At 38.5% G+C, this 20261-nt stretch carries 19 protein-coding genes and 1 tRNA gene; 12 read left to right on the forward strand and 8 right to left on the reverse strand.

All coding sequences use genetic code 11. The features are described from left to right. Nucleotides 1-76: 76 nt before the first annotated feature. Entirely contained in the window at nucleotides 77-1300 is a 1224-nt protein-coding gene (locus tag GNP81_RS00935) for a multifunctional CCA addition/repair protein (protein ID WP_336495405.1), read from the forward strand. Nucleotides 1301-1373: 73 nt separating this feature from the next. Here the strand turns inward: GNP81_RS00935 and GNP81_RS00940 are convergent, their stop codons facing one another. Genes GNP81_RS00940 through folB form a run of 3 tightly spaced genes read right to left on the reverse strand, consistent with a single transcriptional unit; the run spans nucleotide 1374 to nucleotide 3025 of the window. Continuing rightward, entirely contained in the window at nucleotides 1374-2177 is an 804-nt protein-coding gene (locus GNP81_RS00940) for an undecaprenyl-diphosphate phosphatase (RefSeq protein WP_155671033.1), read from the reverse strand. Nucleotides 2178-2186: 9 nt separating this feature from the next. Continuing rightward, nucleotides 2187-2675, reverse strand: a complete 489-nt coding sequence (gene folK / locus GNP81_RS00945; RefSeq protein ID WP_155674270.1) for a 2-amino-4-hydroxy-6-hydroxymethyldihydropteridine diphosphokinase — start codon at nucleotides 2673-2675, stop codon at nucleotides 2187-2189. Then, entirely contained in the window at nucleotides 2672-3025 is a 354-nt protein-coding gene (folB, locus tag GNP81_RS00950; RefSeq protein ID WP_155671029.1) for a bifunctional dihydroneopterin aldolase/7,8-dihydroneopterin epimerase, read from the reverse strand. The genes folK and folB overlap by 4 nt, the downstream gene beginning before the upstream one ends. Before the next feature lie 145 nt (nucleotides 3026-3170). On the opposite strand from folB, the gene plsY reads away from it, so the two are divergent. Beyond that, nucleotides 3171-3767: a glycerol-3-phosphate 1-O-acyltransferase PlsY gene (gene plsY, locus GNP81_RS00955; protein WP_133415759.1), complete on the forward strand. Its 597-nt coding sequence runs from the start codon at nucleotides 3171-3173 to the stop codon at nucleotides 3765-3767. Between the two features lie 47 nt (nucleotides 3768-3814). Here plsY and tsaD read toward each other — a convergent pair whose 3' ends face one another. Further along, nucleotides 3815-4831 (reverse strand): tRNA (adenosine(37)-N6)-threonylcarbamoyltransferase complex transferase subunit TsaD, encoded by a 1017-nt coding sequence (tsaD, locus tag GNP81_RS00960; protein WP_155674269.1) that lies wholly within the window; start codon nucleotides 4829-4831, stop codon nucleotides 3815-3817. Between the two features lie 227 nt (nucleotides 4832-5058). Here tsaD and rpsU point away from each other — a divergent pair, with 227 nt between their 5' ends. The 5 genes from rpsU to GNP81_RS00985 all read left to right on the forward strand — a co-directional run bounded on the left by rpsU (nucleotide 5059) and on the right by GNP81_RS00985 (nucleotide 9755). Continuing rightward, nucleotides 5059-5274, forward strand: coding sequence for a 30S ribosomal protein S21 (gene rpsU, locus GNP81_RS00965; RefSeq protein ID WP_005421025.1), 216 nt, complete (start codon nucleotides 5059-5061; stop codon nucleotides 5272-5274). A 29-nt stretch (nucleotides 5275-5303) separates the two neighbouring features. After that, nucleotides 5304-5747: a GatB/YqeY domain-containing protein gene (locus GNP81_RS00970; protein WP_005421026.1), complete on the forward strand. Its 444-nt coding sequence runs from the start codon at nucleotides 5304-5306 to the stop codon at nucleotides 5745-5747. Between the two features lie 74 nt (nucleotides 5748-5821). Continuing rightward, on the forward strand, nucleotides 5822-7585 hold the full coding sequence (gene dnaG, locus GNP81_RS00975) for a DNA primase (protein WP_065597663.1): 1764 nt from the start codon (nucleotides 5822-5824) through the stop codon (nucleotides 7583-7585). A 51-nt stretch (nucleotides 7586-7636) separates the two neighbouring features. Continuing rightward, nucleotides 7637-9526: an RNA polymerase sigma factor RpoD gene (rpoD, locus tag GNP81_RS00980; RefSeq protein WP_373863484.1), complete on the forward strand. Its 1890-nt coding sequence runs from the start codon at nucleotides 7637-7639 to the stop codon at nucleotides 9524-9526. Between the two features lie 153 nt (nucleotides 9527-9679). Further along, nucleotides 9680-9755 (forward strand) — tRNA-Ile (locus GNP81_RS00985). Between the two features lie 25 nt (nucleotides 9756-9780). Here the strand turns inward: GNP81_RS00985 and GNP81_RS00990 are convergent. After that, the gene (locus tag GNP81_RS00990) at nucleotides 9781-9954 is read right to left on the reverse strand and encodes a hypothetical protein (RefSeq protein ID WP_155674268.1); all 174 of its coding nucleotides are present in this window, start codon (nucleotides 9952-9954) and stop codon (nucleotides 9781-9783) included. Between the two features lie 184 nt (nucleotides 9955-10138). On the opposite strand from GNP81_RS00990, the gene GNP81_RS00995 reads away from it, so the two are divergent. The 5 genes from GNP81_RS00995 (at nucleotide 10139) to GNP81_RS01015 (ending at nucleotide 15533) form a co-directional block, all read left to right on the forward strand. Further along, nucleotides 10139-10759, forward strand: coding sequence for an outer membrane beta-barrel protein (locus tag GNP81_RS00995; RefSeq protein ID WP_155671022.1), 621 nt, complete (start codon nucleotides 10139-10141; stop codon nucleotides 10757-10759). A 144-nt stretch (nucleotides 10760-10903) separates the two neighbouring features. Further along, nucleotides 10904-12448 carry a long-chain-fatty-acid--CoA ligase gene (locus GNP81_RS01000; RefSeq protein WP_155671020.1) on the forward strand — a complete coding sequence of 515 codons (1545 nt, stop codon included), beginning with the start codon at nucleotides 10904-10906 and terminating at the stop codon, nucleotides 12446-12448. A gap of 82 nt (nucleotides 12449-12530) precedes the next feature. Further along, a complete protein-coding gene (locus GNP81_RS01005; RefSeq protein ID WP_011262672.1) occupies nucleotides 12531-12932 on the forward strand; it encodes a hypothetical protein in 402 nt (133 codons plus the stop codon). A gap of 385 nt (nucleotides 12933-13317) precedes the next feature. Continuing rightward, the gene (gene pykF / locus GNP81_RS01010) at nucleotides 13318-14730 is read left to right on the forward strand and encodes a pyruvate kinase PykF (protein ID WP_005421033.1); all 1413 of its coding nucleotides are present in this window, start codon (nucleotides 13318-13320) and stop codon (nucleotides 14728-14730) included. A 140-nt stretch (nucleotides 14731-14870) separates the two neighbouring features. Then, nucleotides 14871-15533, forward strand: coding sequence for a GntR family transcriptional regulator (locus GNP81_RS01015; protein ID WP_155671016.1), 663 nt, complete (start codon nucleotides 14871-14873; stop codon nucleotides 15531-15533). A gap of 312 nt (nucleotides 15534-15845) precedes the next feature. Here GNP81_RS01015 and GNP81_RS01025 read toward each other — a convergent pair whose 3' ends face one another. The 3 genes from GNP81_RS01025 to GNP81_RS01035 form a co-directional block, all read right to left on the reverse strand. Next, nucleotides 15846-17741 (reverse strand): sensor domain-containing diguanylate cyclase, encoded by a 1896-nt coding sequence (locus GNP81_RS01025; protein WP_155674267.1) that lies wholly within the window; start codon nucleotides 17739-17741, stop codon nucleotides 15846-15848. Between the two features lie 131 nt (nucleotides 17742-17872). Then, nucleotides 17873-18367 (reverse strand): acetolactate synthase small subunit, encoded by a 495-nt coding sequence (ilvN, locus tag GNP81_RS01030; RefSeq protein ID WP_005421038.1) that lies wholly within the window; start codon nucleotides 18365-18367, stop codon nucleotides 17873-17875. Then, nucleotides 18367-20088 (reverse strand): acetolactate synthase 3 large subunit, encoded by a 1722-nt coding sequence (locus GNP81_RS01035; RefSeq protein WP_155671012.1) that lies wholly within the window; start codon nucleotides 20086-20088, stop codon nucleotides 18367-18369. The genes ilvN and GNP81_RS01035 overlap by 1 nt, the downstream gene beginning before the upstream one ends. Between the last annotated feature and the right edge of the window lie 173 nt (nucleotides 20089-20261).

Below are 20261 nucleotides of genomic sequence, written 5' to 3' on the forward strand. Positions count from 1 at the left end.
CTCTATTTGCACGGTATCATTGGATGTAAGAAAGTAAAGAAAGTTCTCTTTATCTTGGCAGCGATTAGGACAAAACGTGAAAATTTATTTAGTTGGTGGTGCAGTTCGAGATTCACTTCTCAATATTGACGTAAAAGATAAGGACTGGGTTGTTGTTGGGTCCACTCCACAAGAAATGGGAGCTCTAGGTTATCAAACCGTTGGACAAGATTTCCCTGTATTTCTGCACCCTAAAACTAAAGAAGAATACGCACTTGCACGAACCGAACGAAAAAGTGGTCAAGGTTATAAAGGATTTACCTGTTACGCAGAGCCAGACGTTACTTTAGAAGAAGATTTATTACGTCGAGACCTTACCATAAATGCCATCGCTCAAGCTGATAATGGTGAACTCATCGACCCTTATAATGGTCAACAAGATATTATAGATCGAACACTTCGCCATGTATCTGAAGCCTTTACTGAAGATCCCCTACGAGTACTACGTGTAGCCCGCTTCGCTGCTCGTTTTCACCATCTAGGCTTTATGGTTGCCCCTGAAACCATGGACTTAATGAGAGAGTTAGTGGATAGTGGTGAACTCTCTTATTTAACTGCTGAGCGAGTATGGCAAGAATGGCAAAAATCATTATCTAGTCAACATCCTGAAATCTTTCTTTCTACACTAAAAGAGTGTGGTGCTCTCGCTATTGTATTGCCTGAAATCGATGCTTTATTTGGTGTACCACAACCAGAAAAATGGCATCCTGAAATTGATACAGGGATCCACACCCTAATGGTTGCTCAGCAAGCCGCCCTATTAAGCCAAGACTTACCGACTCGTTTCGCAGCACAAGTACATGACCTTGGAAAAGGCGTTACACCAGAATCAGAATGGCCAAGCCATAAACTGCATTGCCATACAGGCATTAAACTGATTAAAAGATTGTGTGATCGTGTTCGTGTACCAAATGACTATCGAGATCTTGCTCTATTAGTATGTGAACATCACTCAAATATCCATAGAGCCCCAGAATTACGAGCACAAACCTTCATTAAAATATTCGATAAAATGGATGTGTGGCGTAAACCAGAACGCTTAGAGCCAATTTTACTTTGTTGCCAAGCTGATCATGCTGGAAGATTGGGATTAGAAACTCAACCTTACCCACAAAAACAACGTTTTGAAACGGCATTTGATGCAGCAAAAAATGTGGAAGTGAAAGAAGTGGTTGCAGCAGGATTTAAAGGGCCGGAGATTAGAGACGAGTTGAGTAAAAGACGAATTGAAGCAGTGAAGGATAAGTTGAATATCAAATAAGCTATACGCACGCTAACTAGAGACTAGAACGCTTCGCTCTAGTCTCTAGTCTCTAGTCTCTAGTCTCTAGTCTCTAGTGCAAAGCTAACCATACCAATAAACTTGAACCTAATAAGATACGGTAGATAACAAACGGCATCATCCCCATACTTGAAATCAGCTTCAAAAAGAAATGAATACAGATATAAGCACTAATAAAAGAAATTATCACTCCGGTGCTTAATAGGCCTAAGTGAATTGAAATATCACTCATCGCCAATTTAAGACCAAGATAAGATCCAGCAAGTGTAATAATTGGAATGGACATTAGGAAAGAAAATCGAGCTGCAGCCTCACGAGTAAAGCCAAGATACAAAGCTGCGGTAATTGTAATTCCTGATCGAGAAGTACCTGGGATCATCGCCATTGCCTGAGCGATACCTAAAAATAACGCTTTTTTCCACGTCATTTGGTATTCATCTTTTGCTAACGTTGCATTTTTATCTACCCACCAAAGCAATAGACCAAAAACAATCGTAGTCGTAGCAATAACCCATGCACTACGTAAATACACTTCGATAAAATCTTTAAATAGTAAACCAAATAAAGCTGCAGGAATCGTAGCTAACACGATTAACCAAGCCAAATTTGATTCTTTGTTGTGCTCTTTTTTTACAATAGAGCCTACCCAAGCTGTTAATAATGTCACCACTTCTTTTCTAAAGTAGATAACCACGGCAGCTAATGTGCCAACATGAACTGCAACATCAAAAGCTAGACCTTGATCTGGCCAACCTAAAATTGCAGAAGGTAAAATTAAATGAGCTGAACTTGAAATAGGTAAAAACTCTGTGAATCCTTGCAGAAGAGCAAGAAAGAAAGCTTCAAAGTACGTCATGATATTCCATTAAGACCTTAAGTTAATTAACGCGGGTTTAAGTGATTGACTGTGAGTGAAATGGTTCCATATCTCACTAATAGTGGTTTTTGTACCAGGTACAATTAAATCAGGGTTAAGCTCAACAAGAGGCAAAATAGCAAATGCAAACTTAAATAGATCCTCTCTAGGTAATTTAGGATCATTATTTGAGATCACATCACCATACAACAAGATATCCAGATCTAAAGTACGATCTTGATTCTTTTGTGCATCAGGTAATCTTCCCCATTTTAGTTCAATCGCACGTAATTGAGTTGCAAGTTCACTTAATGAACACGTAACTTCTAATTCAGCGACTAAATTAAAAAAATTATTACTTGAAAAGCCTACCGGCTCAGCCTCATATACGGTTGATATTTGAGCTATATTTCCTAACAGCTTTAACTCATCTATCGCAGCCTTTACATGCTTTTCTGGTTCAATATTGGAGCCAATACCAATATAGGTTGTGATCATTTATTTCCTCGCTCAATCACAACGCCGACGCTATGCGCATTTACAACTGCACCTGGCTTAGATAAATGAATTCGAACCCAAGGAACAGAAAAACGAGTCATGATTAACTCGGCAATTTCTTCAGCAACACGTTCAACCAATAGAAATCGACCATTTTGAATATATTCTGTTACTGCTTCGCTCACTTCAGCGTAATTTAAACAATACTCAACATCGTCCGATTTTGCCGCTGGTTTGTTATCGTGAGCCATATCAATATCTAATACGAGCTTTTGTTTAATTCCTTGTTCCCATTCATAAACGCCAATGGTGGTAATTACTTCAAGCTGTTTTATAAATACTAAATCCATCTTTGATCACACTTTTTATTAAGAGGTCGGATACCCATCAAAAGAAAAACAACGTAATATTGATATTACTTTGCTCAATGTGTCGAGCAATATACTATAAAAATGATTTCTGATCGCTCTCGATCGCTTAAATTAAGGCTCATTCATGACCCCTCTTGCACTAATTATGATCATCATCGCCTATCTGCTAGGATCGATCTCTAGTGCGGTTTTAATTTGCCGATTAAAAGGGTTACCTGACCCTCGAACTTCTGGGTCACATAATCCAGGCGCCACGAATGTATTTAGAATTGGTGGAAGAAGTGCTGCTGGGCTAGTTCTTTTATGCGACATCCTCAAAGGAATGTTACCTGTATGGGGTGGCTATTTTCTTGAAATAAACCCTTTTATGCTTGGTGTCATTGCCATCTCAGCTTGCTTAGGTCACATGTACCCGCTATTTTTCCACTTTAAAGGTGGTAAGGGTGTAGCAACCGCTCTTGGAGCATTAGCCCCGATAGGATTAGATTTAACAGGTATGTTATTTGGTTGCTGGGTCGTAACAGTATTAGTAACTGGATATTCCTCATTAGCCTCAATGATCACCGCTTTACTTGCCCCTCTATTTACTTGGCTTGTAAAACCTCAATACACTTTGCCTGTTGCCATGCTCTCTTGCTTAATCGTTTTAAAACACCATGAGAACATAAAACGCTTCTTTGAAGGAAAAGAAACAAAAATCTGGCAAAGAAAAAGGGACTAATTAGCCCCTTTATATAGATGACGATCTTTTGTGATCCAAATAGATCACTATTTGATTGGCGCTAATTGATCGATTGGCCAACGAGGCTTAGCTTGAACAGCTAAATCTGTCGTTTCACCATTTTTCAAACGTTGCATACCTGCATAAGCAATCATTGCACCGTTATCGGTACAAAACTCAGTACGAGGGTAATATACCTCTCCACCAATTTTCTTCATCACCACTTCAAGTTCTTGACGTAAGTATTTATTCGCACTCACACCACCAGCCATCACTAAACGTTTCATGCCTGTTTGTTTTAAAGCACGACGACATTTAATTGCTAATGTATCAACTACCGCTTCTTGGAAAGCAAAAGCAATATCAGCTCGTGTTTGCAGATCATCTTCATTAGCACGAATCGTATTTGCTGCAAATGTTTTCAAACCTGAAAAACTAAAATCCAAACCAGGACGATCGGTCATTGGACGCGGAAATTTAAAACGTCCTTTTGTACCATTCTCTGCTAATTTCGAAAGCAATGGTCCACCAGGATAATCTAAGCCCATCAGTTTTGCAGTTTTATCGAATGCTTCGCCTGCTGCATCGTCTACCGATTCACCAAGGATCTGATACTCACCAATTCCTTTTACTTCAACCATCATGGTGTGACCACCAGAAACAAGTAAAGCAACAAATGGGAACGCAGGTGGCACATCTTCAAGCATTGGAGCAAGCAGATGTCCTTCCATGTGATGAACAGGAATTGCAGGAACATCCCATGCATAAGCGATGCTTCGACCAATCGTCGAACCCACTAGTAAGGCACCGACTAAACCAGGGCCTGCGGTATAAGCAATACCATCGATATCATCTTTGGTTAAACCAGCATCATTCAGTGCCGCCTTGATCAAAGGAATGGTTTTTTTAACATGATCACGAGAAGCCAATTCAGGCACTACACCGCCGTAATCAGCATGCAGTTTTACTTGGCTATACAGCTGATGAGCTAATAACCCTTTTTCATCATCATAAATCGCAACACCCGTTTCATCACACGAGGTTTCAATGCCTAAAATTCGCATATTTTTCTCAGCTACCTGTTAATTTATCGCCATATTACCTACATCCCTGAGCTACCTCAAGCAAGGAGATGCCTTAAGAAGACAAAATAAACAAAGAAATTACTCAATTCTTAATCAAGAATGCTTTACAAAGAGACTAGATCGGATTAAAATTCGGCACCAATTTGAATAATAGCTGGTTAATTATAACTACCAGCGAATTGACTAACACCTGAGGTGAAAGGCATATGCCAGTAGTTAAAGTACGTGAAAACGAACCGTTCGACGTTGCACTACGTCGTTTCAAGCGCTCTTGCGAAAAAGCAGGTATTCTTTCTGAAGTTCGCCGTCGTGAACATTACGAAAAACCTACTACAGTACGTAAACGCGCTAAAGCAGCAGCTCAAAAGCGTCACGCTAAGAAGCTGTCTCGCGAAAACGCACGTCGCGTTCGCCTGTACTAATAACTTACCTAACTATTTAGGACTAAGTTATGGCTCTAATTGAACAACTCAAAGAAGAGCAAAAGTTAGCGATGAAAGCCAAGGATAAATTACGCCTTGGCACTATTCGTTTAGCTTTATCTGAAATTAAACAACGTGAAGTCGATGGTCAAACAACTTTGTCTGACGACGAAATCATTGCTGTTTTAACGAAGATGGTTAAACAACGTCGCGATTCAGTTTCGCAGTTTACTGCTGCTGGTCGTGATGATCTTGCTGAAAAAGAAAGTGCTGAAATTACAGTACTGGAAGATTTCATGCCACAAGCATTAACCGATGAAGAAGTTGCTGAGTTATTAGACAAAGCAATTGCTGAATCAGGTGCTGCTGGTATGCAAGATATGGGCAAGGTGATGGGTGTGTTAAAACCTCAAATCCAAGGCCGCGCTGACATGGGTAAAGTAAGCCAATTAGTTAAATCTAAACTGGCTTAATAATACTCTATTTATAAAACAAGCCGTGCTATCTTTGATTGCACGGCTTGTTTGTATCTACAGGAAAAGAAAAGATGGCTGGACATATCCCTCGCAGTTTTATAGATGAGCTTTTAAATCGACACGACATTGTCGATATCATTGACGCAAGAGTAAAACTGAAAAAACAAGGGAAAAACTACGGTGCATGCTGTCCATTCCATAATGAAAAATCCCCTTCTTTCTCTGTAAGCCAAGAAAAACAGTTCTATCACTGCTTCGGTTGTGGTGTTCATGGTAACGCCATTGACTTCCTTATGGAGTTTGACCGACTTGAGTTTGTAGAGGCTATCGAAGAACTAGCATCAATGCTTGGTCTTGATGTACCTCGAGAACAACGCAGTGGTTTTAATGCTCCATCATCAGGTCCAACTGCGAATTCAGAACAAAAACGCAGCTTGTATGACTTAATGGGCGGCATTAGTCAGTTTTATCGCTCCCAATTAAAATCTGCAGCAAACATTCACGCAATCAACTATCTTAAAGATAGAGGTCTCTCTGGTGAGATAGTCCAAAAATTTGGTATTGGTTATATTGCTGATGAATGGGAGTTAGTTAAAAATAACTTTGGCCGCGATAAAGCATCACAAGATGCCCTTGTCAGCGGTGGGATGTTAATTGAAAGCGATAATGGACGCCGTTACGATCGTTTCCGTGGTCGAGTCATGTTCCCAATTCGAGATCGTCGTGGTCGCGTTATAGGCTTTGGTGGACGCGTAATTGGTGAAGGCACTCCCAAATATTTAAATTCACCTGAGACGCCTATTTTCCATAAAGGCAAAGAGCTTTATGGTTTATATGAAGCATTGCAAGCCTACAAAGACCTACCACAAGCACTCGTTGTTGAAGGTTATATGGATGTAGTTGCTCTAGCGCAATATGGTGTTGATTATGCCGTAGCCTCTCTAGGAACAGCAACAACTGGCGATCATATGCAGCTTCTTTTCCGTCAAACGAGCACTGTCGTCTGTTGTTATGATGGTGACCGAGCTGGTCGAGAAGCAGCATGGCGAGCAATGGAACAAGCGCTTCCCTATTTAAATGATGGGCGCCAACTTAAATTTATGTTCTTACCTGATGGTGAAGACCCTGATACCTATATCCGTCAATATGGAAAAGAAGCATTTGAGCAAGAAGTGGCCAATGCTGAATCATTAATTAACTTTATGTTCAGAACTCTGGTTGACCAAATTGATACCAGCACGCGTGAAGGGAAAGCAAAATTAACAACACTTGCAGTGCCACTAATAGATAAAGTGCCTGGTGGAACATTACGCCTTTATTTACGTGAGCAACTTGGCAAAACGCTTGGAATTCTCGATGAAAGTCAATTACAGCAACTAATATCTAAACAAGGAGCTGTAGAGCCTAAACGCCTTGCGCAACCAGAAATAAAACGTACGGCTATGCGAGAAGTAATAACCTTATTATTACAAAACCCAGAATTAGCTCAATTAGTACCAGATCTAGAAAGTGTTAAAGAAATTCCACTTCCTGGTTTAAGTTTATTTCTTCAGCTACTTGAAAGTTGTCGACATAATCCCCATATCACCACAGGCCTGTTATTAGAACATTGGCGCGGTGATAAAAATGAAAAACTATTATCACGCTTGGCAGCATGGGAACTCCCTATAGACCAAGACAATATACAAGATGTATTCATGGATTCACTGGACAGCGTTTTAGCCCAGTGCATCAATCAACAAATTGAAAGTTTGCAGACGAAAGAAAGAACACTTGGCTTATCAGTCGAAGAAAAAAGGGAGCTGCTAGCCTTAATGCTAGAATTAAAAGCGTAGAACCCAAATTGTCGTCATCAATGAAAAAATTTGTTATTATTAGTGGTTTGCATATCGCATACTAATTCCGTCACACAGACCAGAAGTAGGATACCGTCTATGGATCAAAATCCGCAGTCACAGCTAAAATTACTTGTAATCAAAGGCAAGGAACAAGGCTACCTGACCTACGCAGAAGTTAACGATCACCTACCAGAAGAGATTGTCGATTCTGAGCAGGTTGAAGATATTATCCAAATGATTAATGACATGGGTATCAAAGTGGTAGAAACCGCTCCTGATGCTGATGACATGTCATTAAATGATGATGATGCCGTAACTGATGAAGATGCAGCAGAAGCCGCTGCAGCAGCACTATCAAGTGTAGAAAGTGAAATTGGCCGTACAACTGACCCAGTGCGTATGTACATGCGTGAAATGGGCACAGTTGAACTTCTTACTCGTGAAGGCGAAATTGACATCGCTAAACGTATTGAAGAAGGTATCAACGAAGTTCAGTGTTCTGTTGCTGAATTCCCTGGCGCTATTTCATACTTACTAGAACAGTTTGACAAAGTACAAACAGAAGAAATTCGTTTAACTGACATTATTTCAGGATTTGTTGATCCAAATGATGACGGTTCATCTGCACCAACAGCGACTCATATCGGTTCTGAATTAAGCGAAGCTGAGCTTGATGATGAAGATGATGAAGCAGAAGATGCTGAAACGGAAGAAGAAGAAGATGCAGGTATTGACCCTGAACTTGCTCTAGAGAAATTCACAGAGCTTCGTACTTCTTACCATAATATGCAGTTAGCATTTGAAGAATTTGGCCGTGATGATGCAAAATCACGCGAAGCGATTGGTGAATTAACGGATATTTTCCGTGAATTTAAACTGATCCCTAAACAATTCGACTACCTAGTAAAAGAAATGCGTGATGGTATGGATCGTGTTCGTACACAAGAACGCCTAATCATGCGTATGTGTGTTGAATACGGTAAAATGCCTAAGAAATCATTCATTGCCCTATTCACAGGTAATGAATCTTCTGATGAGTGGTTCAATGAAATTATGGCTTCAGATAAGCCATACGTTGAGCGTCTACAGCGTTACGAAGAAGATATCCGTCGCTCTATCGCAAAACTAGATAGCATCGAAAAAGAAACAGGTTTACCTGTAGAGAATATTAAAGACATCAGCCGTCGTATGTCTATCGGTGAAGCAAAAGCTCGCCGTGCGAAAAAAGAGATGGTTGAAGCAAACTTACGTCTTGTAATCTCTATTGCTAAAAAGTACACAAACCGTGGTCTTCAATTCCTAGATCTTATCCAAGAGGGTAACATTGGTCTAATGAAGGCAGTAGATAAATTTGAATACCGTCGTGGTTACAAGTTCTCTACTTACGCAACATGGTGGATCCGTCAAGCTATCACTCGTTCGATCGCTGACCAAGCACGTACGATCCGTATTCCAGTTCACATGATCGAAACGATCAACAAACTGAATCGTATCTCACGTCAAATGCTACAAGAAATGGGCCGTGAACCACTACCTGAAGAACTTGCTGAGCGCATGCAAATGCCAGAAGACAAGATCCGTAAGGTGCTGAAGATCGCTAAAGAACCTATTTCAATGGAAACACCAATCGGTGATGATGAAGATTCTCACCTAGGTGATTTCATCGAGGATAACACGCTTGAACTACCAGTAGACTCAGCTACATCAACTAGCTTGAAGTTTGCTACAAATGACGTTCTTGCAGGTCTAACTCCTCGTGAAGCAAAAGTACTTCGTATGCGTTTTGGTATCGACATGAATACAGACCATACTCTAGAAGAAGTGGGTAAACAATTTGACGTTACACGTGAACGTATTCGTCAAATCGAAGCAAAAGCGCTTCGTAAATTGCGTCACCCAAGTCGCTCTGAAGTATTACGTAGCTTCTTAGACGAATAATTAAACACAATTATTTGCTAATAGAATCAAAAAGGTGGGCTTAGGCTCACCTTTTTTCGATCTGAACGCATATTTTCAATCAACTGATTAAAAAGCAGTCGCCTTATGTCTAGACACTGTTTTCATCTTCCCCTATAATCGACCACCTACAAAGGCCCCTTAGCTCAGTGGTTAGAGCGCACGACTCATAATCGTTCGGTCCCCAGTTCAAGTCTGGGAGGGGCCACCAAATTAAAAAAGGCTGATGAGTATTTTTACTTATCAGCCTTTTTGCTTTTTATTTTATCTTCTTTTTTTTTGACGATGAATAAGTACCCCATCAAAAGTAAAAATATTGATAGTTCTATCACCGCTCTCATTAAACCTGAAGTACATACTGCGACAATAATTAATATAGTAACAATCGCCAATAATCCTTTTTTATTCATATACTCCATCCTAGAAATAACTCAAAGACTATTATTCAAGATCCTTTCAATAATGAAAAATAGCTAATCGCACTATCAAAGAACCAATTGCACTATCAATAGATCACAAAAAGTCATTAATAATTTGGATATTAAATAAAGCTACCTATACTGATTGATAATTACTTTGATTATGGAGCTATCAATGAAACGAATATTTCTTCCTCTCCTTATCTCTACCACCTCTTTCTACACGCTTGCTAACGATAATATGGACATATCTCAGCCCAAAATCAGCGGCTTTTATGCCGGGGTAGGTTTTGGTTCATTTGGTTACTCTGAAGAAGATTCTTGGGGCTATAGTAATAACCCTATTTCAGCAGAAGCGGATGGTAACTCAACAAAAGTCTATCTAGGGTACCAATTCAATAAAATTGTCGGGATTGAAGGGACATACACTAACTATGGTACAGCTAAAGCGAAGGTTGGTAATTATTCAATGAAACCCACCTCTATTTCCTTAGCGGCAAACTTAGGTTATACCTTTGCAAATGGTATTAGACCCTTTGGACTCGTTGGTATGTCGAATTTAGATTTGAATCAAAGTGAAGAGTTACTCACTGACGATAGCGGAGCCGCTTTTAAGTTTGGATTTGGCGTTGAATACACCCCAAAAGCATTAGGTGGAGTTCAATTTAGAGCCGCTTATGAAATGGATATGTATGCTGTTGAATATCTTGATTATCAAAGTGGTACAGGACTAACAACAGAAACAAACTTATATGCCTTAGACTCTTTATATGTCGGTGCTTCATATAAATTTTAATGATTAAATAGAGCATTGGTATCTCATCCTTTGCTCTTATTCTTAATATAATCAATAAAATCTTTTTTTCCTTTCTGCTTTTATTTCTTTCTTGATATACACTTCCATATATTCACCATTAACTAATAACAATAAAGGTTATCTATGTACAATTTAGCCAATAATCTTGAGCGTAACGCGACTTTTCGTCCAAACAACATTGCTTTAATCTTTCAAGAGCTAAAAATTACTTACCAAGAACTAAATCAAAAAGTAAACGCGATTGCAGATCACCTAAGTCAGTTAAATATTAAACCAAATGAAAAAATAGCCCTCTCTTGCCCTAACACACCAGAATTCGTTATTGCCTATTATGCCATTCAAAAAATAGGAGCCGTTGTTGTTCCTTTAAATGTCATGCTAAAAGGCGAAGAAGTGGCTTATCACTTAAAAGATTCAGATGCTGTAGCTCTTATTTCATATCAAGGTTCTGATGCGATGCCTATCGGCCAATTTGGTTACGAAGGCTATACTAAAGCTGATTTTTGTGAGCATTTTATTCTTATCGAAACCGCTCCTGTATCTGAAAAGCCAGCCGAAGCACACTCTTTTAATCAATGGTTAGAAACGGGTAGAAAAACCTTCGAAACCGTTTATCGCTCAGCAGAAGATAGCTGCGTAATCCTATACACATCAGGTACAACTGGAGCTGCAAAAGGAGCAGAGCTTAGCCAAAGTAATATGCTATGTAATGCTCAAGCTTGCCAAGCATTAACGAACCAAAAAGGTACAGATGTAAGTATTGCGATCTTGCCTCTTTTCCACACTTTCGGCCAATCATTAATAATGAACACTTCCATCCTTGCTGGCAGTGCTTTAGTTCTTATTCCTCGCTTTGTTCCAAAAACAGTGGTTCAGCAAATACATGAGCATAAAGTAACTCACTTAGCAGGTGTTCCAACTATGTTTATTGGCTTGTTAGCCTATGCAGAAAAACATCCGGGGGCTTACCTTAAAGAAATTGCACAAACATTGAAAGTTGCGATCTCCGGTGGTGCCTCTATGCCAGTGGAAGTTCTAAAACAATTTGAAGAGAAACTACAGGTACCGGTTATCGAAGGTTACGGTTTATCTGAATCTTCACCAGTAGCTGCATTTAACCACCTAGAGTTTGAACGCAAGCCGGGAAGTATTGGCCAACCATTACCGGGGGTAACCATGAAAGTCGTCGACAAAAATGGTCATGACGTTCCAAACGGTCAAGAAGGTGAATTAGTGATTCGTGGTCATAACGTAATGAAAGGTTATTACAAGAAACCACAAGAAACAGCAAAAACAATCGTCAATGGTTGGCTTCATACTGGTGATATTGTTCGCTTTGATGATGAAGGATATATCTATGTTGTTGATCGTTTAAAAGAACTGATCATTAGCGGTGGTTACAATATCTACCCAAGAGAAGTAGAAGAAGTGTATATGACACACCCTTCTGTTCACCTTGTGGCTGTTATTGGTGTTGAGCACCCTCGCTTTGGTGAAGAAGTGAAAGCCTTTGTCATTCTAAAAGAAGGACACTCTATTTCAGAAAAAGAATTAATGAAATGGAGTCGTCAGCATTTAGCTGATTATAAATGTCCTAAACATCTTGATATTGTTGAAGCTTTACCAATGACAGCAACCGGTAAAATTCTAAAAAGAATGCTGAAATAATCGCTACTACTCAGCAAGTATATTCCCATAATAAAAATAAGGTATATACTTGCTACATTCATTTCATTACTGGACAAATATTATGTCAAAGAAAACAGATAATGGTATTTGGTTTGCTTATATTGCAAGCCTACTAACTCCAATCACTCTTATGGTTTCAGGTATTATTGCAATTATTTATGCGGGCTACCAAATGAATAAAGGCACTAATGATGAAGTCATCGATAGTCATTACTACGCGATCATAAAAAGCTTTTTCCTTTTTCTTACATTTTTCGTTGTTTTGGCAGTAACTGCTGCAACAATGAGTGGTATGGCTGCGGGTCTCGATTACTGGGTAGATAGCTCTATCCTTGATAAAGTTTACGCTGCAATTCCAGTTGTTGGTGCGGTAATCTCAGTACTTGCTATTGGTACTTGGTTCGTTAAATTAGCGAAAGGCATGCAAAAACTTAAAGCATATCAACCAATTGAAAATCAATAATATAAAGGCACTTAATGTGCCTTTTTTATTTCGAGTCATAAAATAAATATTTGACGAAGATCATACTAACTAGAAAGTGATCTTCACTGGTTTTACTGTTAGAATTTGCGTCAAAATAGATAGAAACTTACGAAAAAGACATGTTCGAAATTATGTCGAGTAATGTAAATTTGTTTTTAATATTGTGATTAAAGTACAAATTGTTTACCTGAATCAATAATCCATTACTCTTTTCGAGCTAAAATACAGGTAATTACTGAATTTCAATGCTTAGCTATCGTGTTATTTGAAGATAAAATTGTTGTAATTTTTCAACACTTCAAACATTAGCTGGGCATTACTGCGTTTATCATTTTAAATATACTCATCTGGAGAGATTTCTCACATGAAAAAGACCAAAATCGTTTGTACGATCGGCCCAAAAACTGAATCAGTTGAAAAACTAACTGAACTAGCAAATGCTGGTATGAACGTTATGCGCCTAAACTTCTCACACGGCGACTTCGCAGAACACGGCCAACGTATTGATAACGTACGTCAAGTAATGAAAAACACTGGCAAACAACTTGCTATTCTTCTTGATACTAAAGGTCCTGAAATCCGCACAATCAAACTAGAAAACGGCGACGACGTTGCTCTAGTTGCAGGTCAAGATTTCACATTCACAACAGATACTTCAGTTGTTGGTAACAAAGACGTTGTTGCTGTAACTTACCCAGGTTTCGCAAACGACCTTGAAGTTGGTAACACTATCCTTGTTGATGATGGTCTAATCGAAATGGAAGTTGTTGCGACAACTGAAACTGAAGTTAAGTGTAAAGTTCTTAACAACGGTGACCTAGGCGAAAACAAAGGTGTTAACCTTCCTGGCGTTTCTGTTCAACTTCCTGCTCTATCTGAAAAAGATAAAGCTGACCTTAAATTTGGTTGTGAGCAAGGTGTTGATTTCGTAGCTGCTTCTTTCATCCGTAAAGAAGAAGACGTTAAAGAAATCCGTGAACTACTTGTTGCTAATGGCGGCGAGAACATTCAAATCATCTCTAAGATTGAAAACCAAGAAGGTGTTGATAACTTCGATTCAATCCTAGAAGCTTCTGACGGTATCATGGTTGCTCGTGGTGACCTTGGTGTTGAAATCCCAGTTGAAGAAGTAATCTTCGCTCAGAAGATGATGATCGAGAAATGTAACCGTGCACGTAAAGTTGTAATCACTGCAACTCAAATGCTTGATTCTATGATCAAAAACCCACGTCCAACTCGTGCTGAAGCGGGTGACGTTGCGAACGCAATCATGGATGGTACTGATGCTGTAATGCTTTCAGGTGAATCTGCTAAAGGTAAATACCCAGTAGAAGCTGTAACTATCATGGCTCAAATCTGTGCTCGTACTGATGCAGCTCTTAAAGCAGAACTAGGTTCTCGTCTAGATAGCCCACGTCTACGTATCACTGAAGCGGTATGTAAAGGTGCAGTAGATACAGCTGAGAAACTAAACGCTCCTGTTATCGTTGTTGCAACTGAAGCTGGTAAATCAGCTCGTTCAATCCGTAAGTACTTCCCAACAGCTAAAATCATCGCTGTAACTACTAATACTAAGACTGCTGCACAACTATGTCTTTCTAAAGGTATTACTCCAATGATCGTTGATTCAATCGATAGCACTGACGCATTCTACCTACGTGGTAAAGAGTTAGCTCTTGAATCAGGTATTGGCGCTAAAGGCGATATCGTTGTTATGGTTTCTGGTGCTCTAGTTCCATCTGGTACTACAAACACAGCTTCTGTACACGTTCTATAATTCATTGAATTAATAAACGAATACAACTAGTTAATAAAAAGAGGGCTTTCGCCCTCTTTTTTTATGAAATTTTCTTGCCCAAAACAAACAATACGCTATACTATCGAACAATATTAACCGCACGCCAAATTGTATATAAGATGTCTAGCTTAACTCTCACAGATAAAGTTTCAAAAATGATCTACAAAGATATTCTCTCAGGGAAATTAAAACCTGGTCAGAAGTTGGTCGTTGCTGAACTAAAAGAACGTTATAACGTAGGAGCATCTCCTATTCGTGAAGCTCTAGTTCAATTATCTTGGAATAAATACGTCAAACTTGAGCCTCAAAAAGGATGTTGGGTTGCTTCAATTTCACTTGATGAACTTAAAGAACTGTTTGAGAGCTTACGAACTATCGGCCAAGTTTTATTAACTAAAGCTATCGCTAATGGGAATGAAAATTGGGAATTAAATGTATTAACCAGTTTCCATAAGCTAAGTAAGATTGAATTAAAAGATGCAGAGTTAGAAGAGCTAAGAGAATGGGAAGAGCGATATACTCACTTCCACAATGCACTGCTAGAGGGTGCTAAGTCTCCTATCATGTATCAATTCTATCAAGATATATCGAATCAAATCACACGTTACCGACATCTAAATAATAATCCTCAAGTAATTAGTGAAACTTATGCTCAATACTTAGAAGAGCATGAAACTATGATGAAATTCACTTTATCACGCGACTCAGAGCAAGCAACAAAGTATTTAAATAACCATTATTCAAAGGCGATTGATCTTATATCGGGTTACTTTTCTGCTTAAAAACAAAAAAGCCAGACATCATGATGCCTGGCTTTTAGCAAAACAGTTACCACCCAAAAAACTCTTTATTATGGGTACTGATCAACAATACCATTAATAAAAAATAAATTGCGCTTAGTTTGAAACCTAAAATAGCTAAACTACCAACTGTGAGCCTTACTAAAAAATCAGTAAACATATCAACCTCACTTCATTCTCAGTCCTCTTCCATCACTCTCTTAGAGTCATGCTTTCACCATTAGACTTATGTATCGGTAATCATAAGTATAGACAAGGTTAGACTTTAGTCTAATAGGTCTTTTATTTCATCCGTTATGCTAGATCTTCCAAACTAGAACAAATCGACACTTGATTTCGTCCATTCGTTTTTGATTCATATAGCGCTAGATCTGCACACTTATAAGCGTCTTTTTTTGAACGACCTAAATCAGTTAGCCCACCACTTATTGTTACGTGATATTCCTCTAATTGAGAAACAGCTACTCGCAATCTATTTATTACCATTTCAGCATCCATCAACGTGGTATGCGGCATTATAATGGCAAACTCTTCCCCACCAATCCTAGCCACAAAATCTGTTTCTCGACTCCCGCTGTTTAAGATATCAGAAACTAAACGTATAACTTGATCACCAACGTCATGTCCTTTTGTATCATTAATTCGTTTAAATAAATCAATATCTAATATGGCAAGACAGCATTGGTGCACAGGATAATAACGCTGAGTTAATAAAGTCTGATTCTCTAATTCAAATTCAAATTTTCTACGATTCCAACAACCAGAAAGCACATCTTTTTCGCTTAAATAACGCAATTCTTTTTCTAGCTCTTTACGCTTGGTAATATCAATGTAGGAAATAATATAATACTGAGTCGCTTTTCTTTTACTTTTCACTGATTGAATACGAACAAGTAGGCTTAGCTTTTTCTTATTTTTACTCAGTACATCGAGCTCCCCCTGCCAAGCCCCAAGATCTTCAACTTGCTTCCATGTATTTAGGCGTTTATCAACGTTTTCACTCTCAGATAGCAATACATCGAAAGTATTTTTTCCTATAACTTCACTTGCGGAGAAACCACTAATTGAAGTAAATGCAGGGTTCACCTTTAAAATTCTTCTATATCTATCAGTGATAACAACAGCAGACATACCTTCTAATGCAGATTTAGCTAACTGACTTTCTAAATTAGAGTTATCCCAAAAACTAAGTAGGATCCCAAAAGGGATAACGATAAGACTTAATAATAGAAAAATAATTGCGGCCTCTTCCATTATTTCAACACGGATTAATTCAAATAAAACATTCACTTCATAGGTAGGGTAATAAAGTAAAAAATACATTTTTTTATTTGGAATCTTTTTTTCCATATCAAAACGATAAAAAGAATAAATACCATCATCAAGTGATAAGCTTCCTTCTTTTTGTTTCGACATTACACTCCATAATGCAGGCTTTTGAATTTTTAGTGTTTTACTCACTCGTTCATTAACAAGATGACCAAGCATGTTCTGATTATCATCAGATAAAAGATAATAACCATCTTGATTGATCATGGCAGGAGAAATACTTAATGTAGGAGAGAACTTTACTACGTTAATAATGATGGATGCATTCAGCTCTGCAAGAATATATCCCTTCCTCTTCCCTGATATATCAATAGGAATAGCAACCTGCATTAGCGGCTCATAAACTCCAGAAACAGCTAATGCTTCATTTAATCTTACGCCTTCAGAGAAAGCTTGCCCTTTAGGTAATAGAGTTAACTTATCAAGCAAAGAATGATTAACAGAAAGAGAAGTAGGGAGTTGTTTCATTGCTTGCTTATTATCATTTGAATAAACGATAGAAAGTAAATAATTTCCTTTATCATCAATAAGCTCTAATCGGGAAAAAAACTTTTCCAATGCCACCAATTTCAACCATGATGATTCGACCGTATTTGTGACTCTTTCTGAAGGATGTATAAAATAATCATATAAAGGTCGACTGTCAGCAAGAAGCTCTAATGTATTAGATATTCGAACCGATAACTCATTAAATTCATTGTGTGTATAAGCCAATTGACGTGTTGATTCACTCTGAATTTGTTCAACAGCAATCAATTTCTTTTTTTGATAATCACCATATAGATATAAGAAAATAAATAAGGAAAAGATTATATATACAGCGGCTGAATAGGTTACAGCTTTCGTTTTTTTATATTGCATACTTTACCTTATGATTTCATGAACAAGCTACAGTACAGAATTCTATATAATCATTTTGTATTACACAAGATAAAATAAAACCCTTCTAAGAAGGGTTTTATTTATAGGATGAGGGCTCTTGTTAAGTATATTTATACTTTTAACGCCTTGTCTCCACGAGCAATGCCAACGACACCACTTCGAGCAACTTCCACCACATCTGTAACCTCTGATACAGCCGAAATAAACGCGTCTAACTTTTCAGAAGTACCAGCTAATTGGATGGTATATAATGAGCTGGTTACATCAACAATTTGACCACGGAAAATATCAGCGGTACGCTTAACTTCCGCTCGAGCAAAGCCACTTGCTTTTACTTTTACCAGTAATAATTCACGCTCAACATGATCCGCTTCTGTTACTTCTTGAACTTTGATGACATCAATCAATTTATGAAGTTGTTTTTGAATTTGCTCTAACTCCATTGCATCACTGGCGGTTGTGATATTTAATCGCGACAATGTTTGATCTTCGGTTGGAGATACCGTTAAAGATTCAATGTTGTATCCACGCTGAGAAAATAGGCCAACAACACGTGATAAAGAACCCGGTTCATTCTCTAATAATAGTGAAATAATATGTCTCATTAGGTTCTCTCCGTTTTACTTAGCCACATTTTATCCATCGCTTCCCCTTTAATTTGCATTGGGTAAACGTGCTCTGTTTCATCAACATTAATATCCACAAACACAAGGCGATCTTTTAGGGAAAGAGCCTTCTCTAAACCTGATTCCAACTCATCAGGATGATTAATACGAATTCCTACATGGCCATACGCCTCAGCAATTGCGGCAAAATCAGGAACCGAACTCATATAAGAGTTTGAATGACGGCCTTGATAAATAATATCTTGCCACTGCTTCACCATTCCTAAGAAACGGTTATTCAAATTAATGATTTTTACAGGGATATCGTATTGCAATGCTGTGGATAGCTCCTGAATATTCATCTGAATGCTGCCATCACCAGTAACACAAACCACCACTTCATCAGGATGTGTAAACTTAACCCCAAGAGCTGCTGGCAAACCAAAGCCCATGGTTCCTAATCCACCAGAATTAATCCAACGACGTGGTTTATTAAATGGGTAATACAAAGCAGCAAACATCTGATGTTGCCCAACATCAGAAGCGACATAAGCATCACCGTTAGTTAGTTTATGAAGTGTTTCGATAACCTGCTGTGGTTTAATGCGATCAGGAGAGGTTTCATAAGCTAAGCAATTACGCTCTTGCCAAACCCCAATTTCTTCCCACCACGTTGCTAAGGCTGTCTCATCGTTCGTTCCTCCCTGCTCTACTAATAGCTTTAGCATAGAATCAAGAACGATCTCTGCAGAACCAACAATTGGAACATCAACTCGAACATTCTTTGAAATCGACGATGGATCAATATCGATATGCATGATCGTGGCGTTAGGACAGTATTTTTCTAAGTTATTAGTGGTTCTATCATCAAAACGAACCCCAACACCAAAAATAAGATCTGCGTTATGCATAGCCATATTAGCTTCATACTTACCATGCATACCTAACATGCCAAGCGCATTTTTATGAGTGCCAGGAAAAGCGCCCAATCCCATTAAAGTACTGACAACTGGTAAATTAAGAGTCTCAGCTAATTTAAGTATTTGTTTTTCTGCAGAAGAAATTATTGCGCCACCGCCAACATACAAAACAGGCTTCTTAGCTTCTAATAATGTTTTTAATCCTTTTTTTATCTGTCCTTTGTGACCAGATGTTGTTGGATTATACGAACGCATCTTCATGGATTCAGGATATTGGTATGAAAACTTAATAGCAGGATTCATTACATCTTTAGGGATATCAATTACCACAGGACCAGGACGGCCTGTAGAAGCAATATAAAAGGCTTTTTTAAGGGTTTCAGGGATATCTTCGGCTTTCTTAACTAAGAAGCTGTGTTTGACTACCGGTCGAGAGACACCAACCATGTCACATTCTTGAAAAGCATCGTTACCGATCATATTAGTAGGAACGTTACCAGAAAGTACAACCATTGGGATTGAATCCATATAAGCAGTAGCTATACCCGTAATGGTATTGGTTGCACCAGGACCTGAACACACAAGAACGACACCAGGCTTTCCGGTTGCTCTTGCATAGCCATCAGCCATATGCGTTGCTGCTTGCTCATGTCTTACAAGTACATGCTGAATCACATCACTTTTCATGTGCAGCGCATCATATATATCCAACACAGAGCCACCAGGGTAGCCAAATATGTGCTCAACACCTTCATCAATCAGAGATTGTACGATCATCTCTGAACCAGATAACATTTCCATATTGTTCTCCAGACACTGAAAACCTTAAAACAGTCGACGTGAATTATCGCTAAATTAACGGTTTTACATAGTTAGGGCTTATTTTTAGCCTAAACTGAAATTAATTAGATTAAGTTCCTATGTTGGTGGTGAATGTAGGTAACAAAACCACCTTTTACGAAACAACTTTAACC

The organism is Aliivibrio fischeri (assembly GCF_009727955.1).
GTDB lineage: Bacteria > Pseudomonadota > Gammaproteobacteria > Enterobacterales > Vibrionaceae > Aliivibrio > Aliivibrio fischeri_A.

What these genes read in the sequence shown, in the direction of transcription:
- pykF (WP_005421033.1), top strand. Translation starts at nt 13,318, where the DNA reads ATGAAAAAGACCAAAATCGTTTGTACGATCGGCCCAAAAACTGAATCA.
- GNP81_RS01025 (WP_155674267.1), bottom strand. Translation starts at nt 17,741, where the DNA reads ATGCAATATAAAAAAACGAAAGCTGTAACCTATTCAGCCGCTGTATAT.
- GNP81_RS00940 (WP_155671033.1), bottom strand. Translation starts at nt 2,177, where the DNA reads ATGACGTACTTTGAAGCTTTCTTTCTTGCTCTTCTGCAAGGATTCACA.
- GNP81_RS00995 (WP_155671022.1), top strand. Translation starts at nt 10,139, where the DNA reads ATGAAACGAATATTTCTTCCTCTCCTTATCTCTACCACCTCTTTCTAC.
- GNP81_RS00970 (WP_005421026.1), top strand. Translation starts at nt 5,304, where the DNA reads ATGGCTCTAATTGAACAACTCAAAGAAGAGCAAAAGTTAGCGATGAAA.
- GNP81_RS00990 (WP_155674268.1), bottom strand. Translation starts at nt 9,954, where the DNA reads ATGAATAAAAAAGGATTATTGGCGATTGTTACTATATTAATTATTGTC.
- folB (WP_155671029.1), bottom strand. Translation starts at nt 3,025, where the DNA reads ATGGATTTAGTATTTATAAAACAGCTTGAAGTAATTACCACCATTGGC.
- GNP81_RS01035 (WP_155671012.1), bottom strand. Translation starts at nt 20,088, where the DNA reads ATGGAAATGTTATCTGGTTCAGAGATGATCGTACAATCTCTGATTGAT.
- GNP81_RS01000 (WP_155671020.1), top strand. Translation starts at nt 10,904, where the DNA reads ATGTACAATTTAGCCAATAATCTTGAGCGTAACGCGACTTTTCGTCCA.
- tsaD (WP_155674269.1), bottom strand. Translation starts at nt 4,831, where the DNA reads ATGCGAATTTTAGGCATTGAAACCTCGTGTGATGAAACGGGTGTTGCG.
- rpsU (WP_005421025.1), top strand. Translation starts at nt 5,059, where the DNA reads ATGCCAGTAGTTAAAGTACGTGAAAACGAACCGTTCGACGTTGCACTA.
- ilvN (WP_005421038.1), bottom strand. Translation starts at nt 18,367, where the DNA reads ATGAGACATATTATTTCACTATTATTAGAGAATGAACCGGGTTCTTTA.
- plsY (WP_133415759.1), top strand. Translation starts at nt 3,171, where the DNA reads ATGACCCCTCTTGCACTAATTATGATCATCATCGCCTATCTGCTAGGA.
- GNP81_RS01015 (WP_155671016.1), top strand. Translation starts at nt 14,871, where the DNA reads ATGTCTAGCTTAACTCTCACAGATAAAGTTTCAAAAATGATCTACAAA.
- dnaG (WP_065597663.1), top strand. Translation starts at nt 5,822, where the DNA reads ATGGCTGGACATATCCCTCGCAGTTTTATAGATGAGCTTTTAAATCGA.
- GNP81_RS01005 (WP_011262672.1), top strand. Translation starts at nt 12,531, where the DNA reads ATGTCAAAGAAAACAGATAATGGTATTTGGTTTGCTTATATTGCAAGC.
- folK (WP_155674270.1), bottom strand. Translation starts at nt 2,675, where the DNA reads ATGATCACAACCTATATTGGTATTGGCTCCAATATTGAACCAGAAAAG.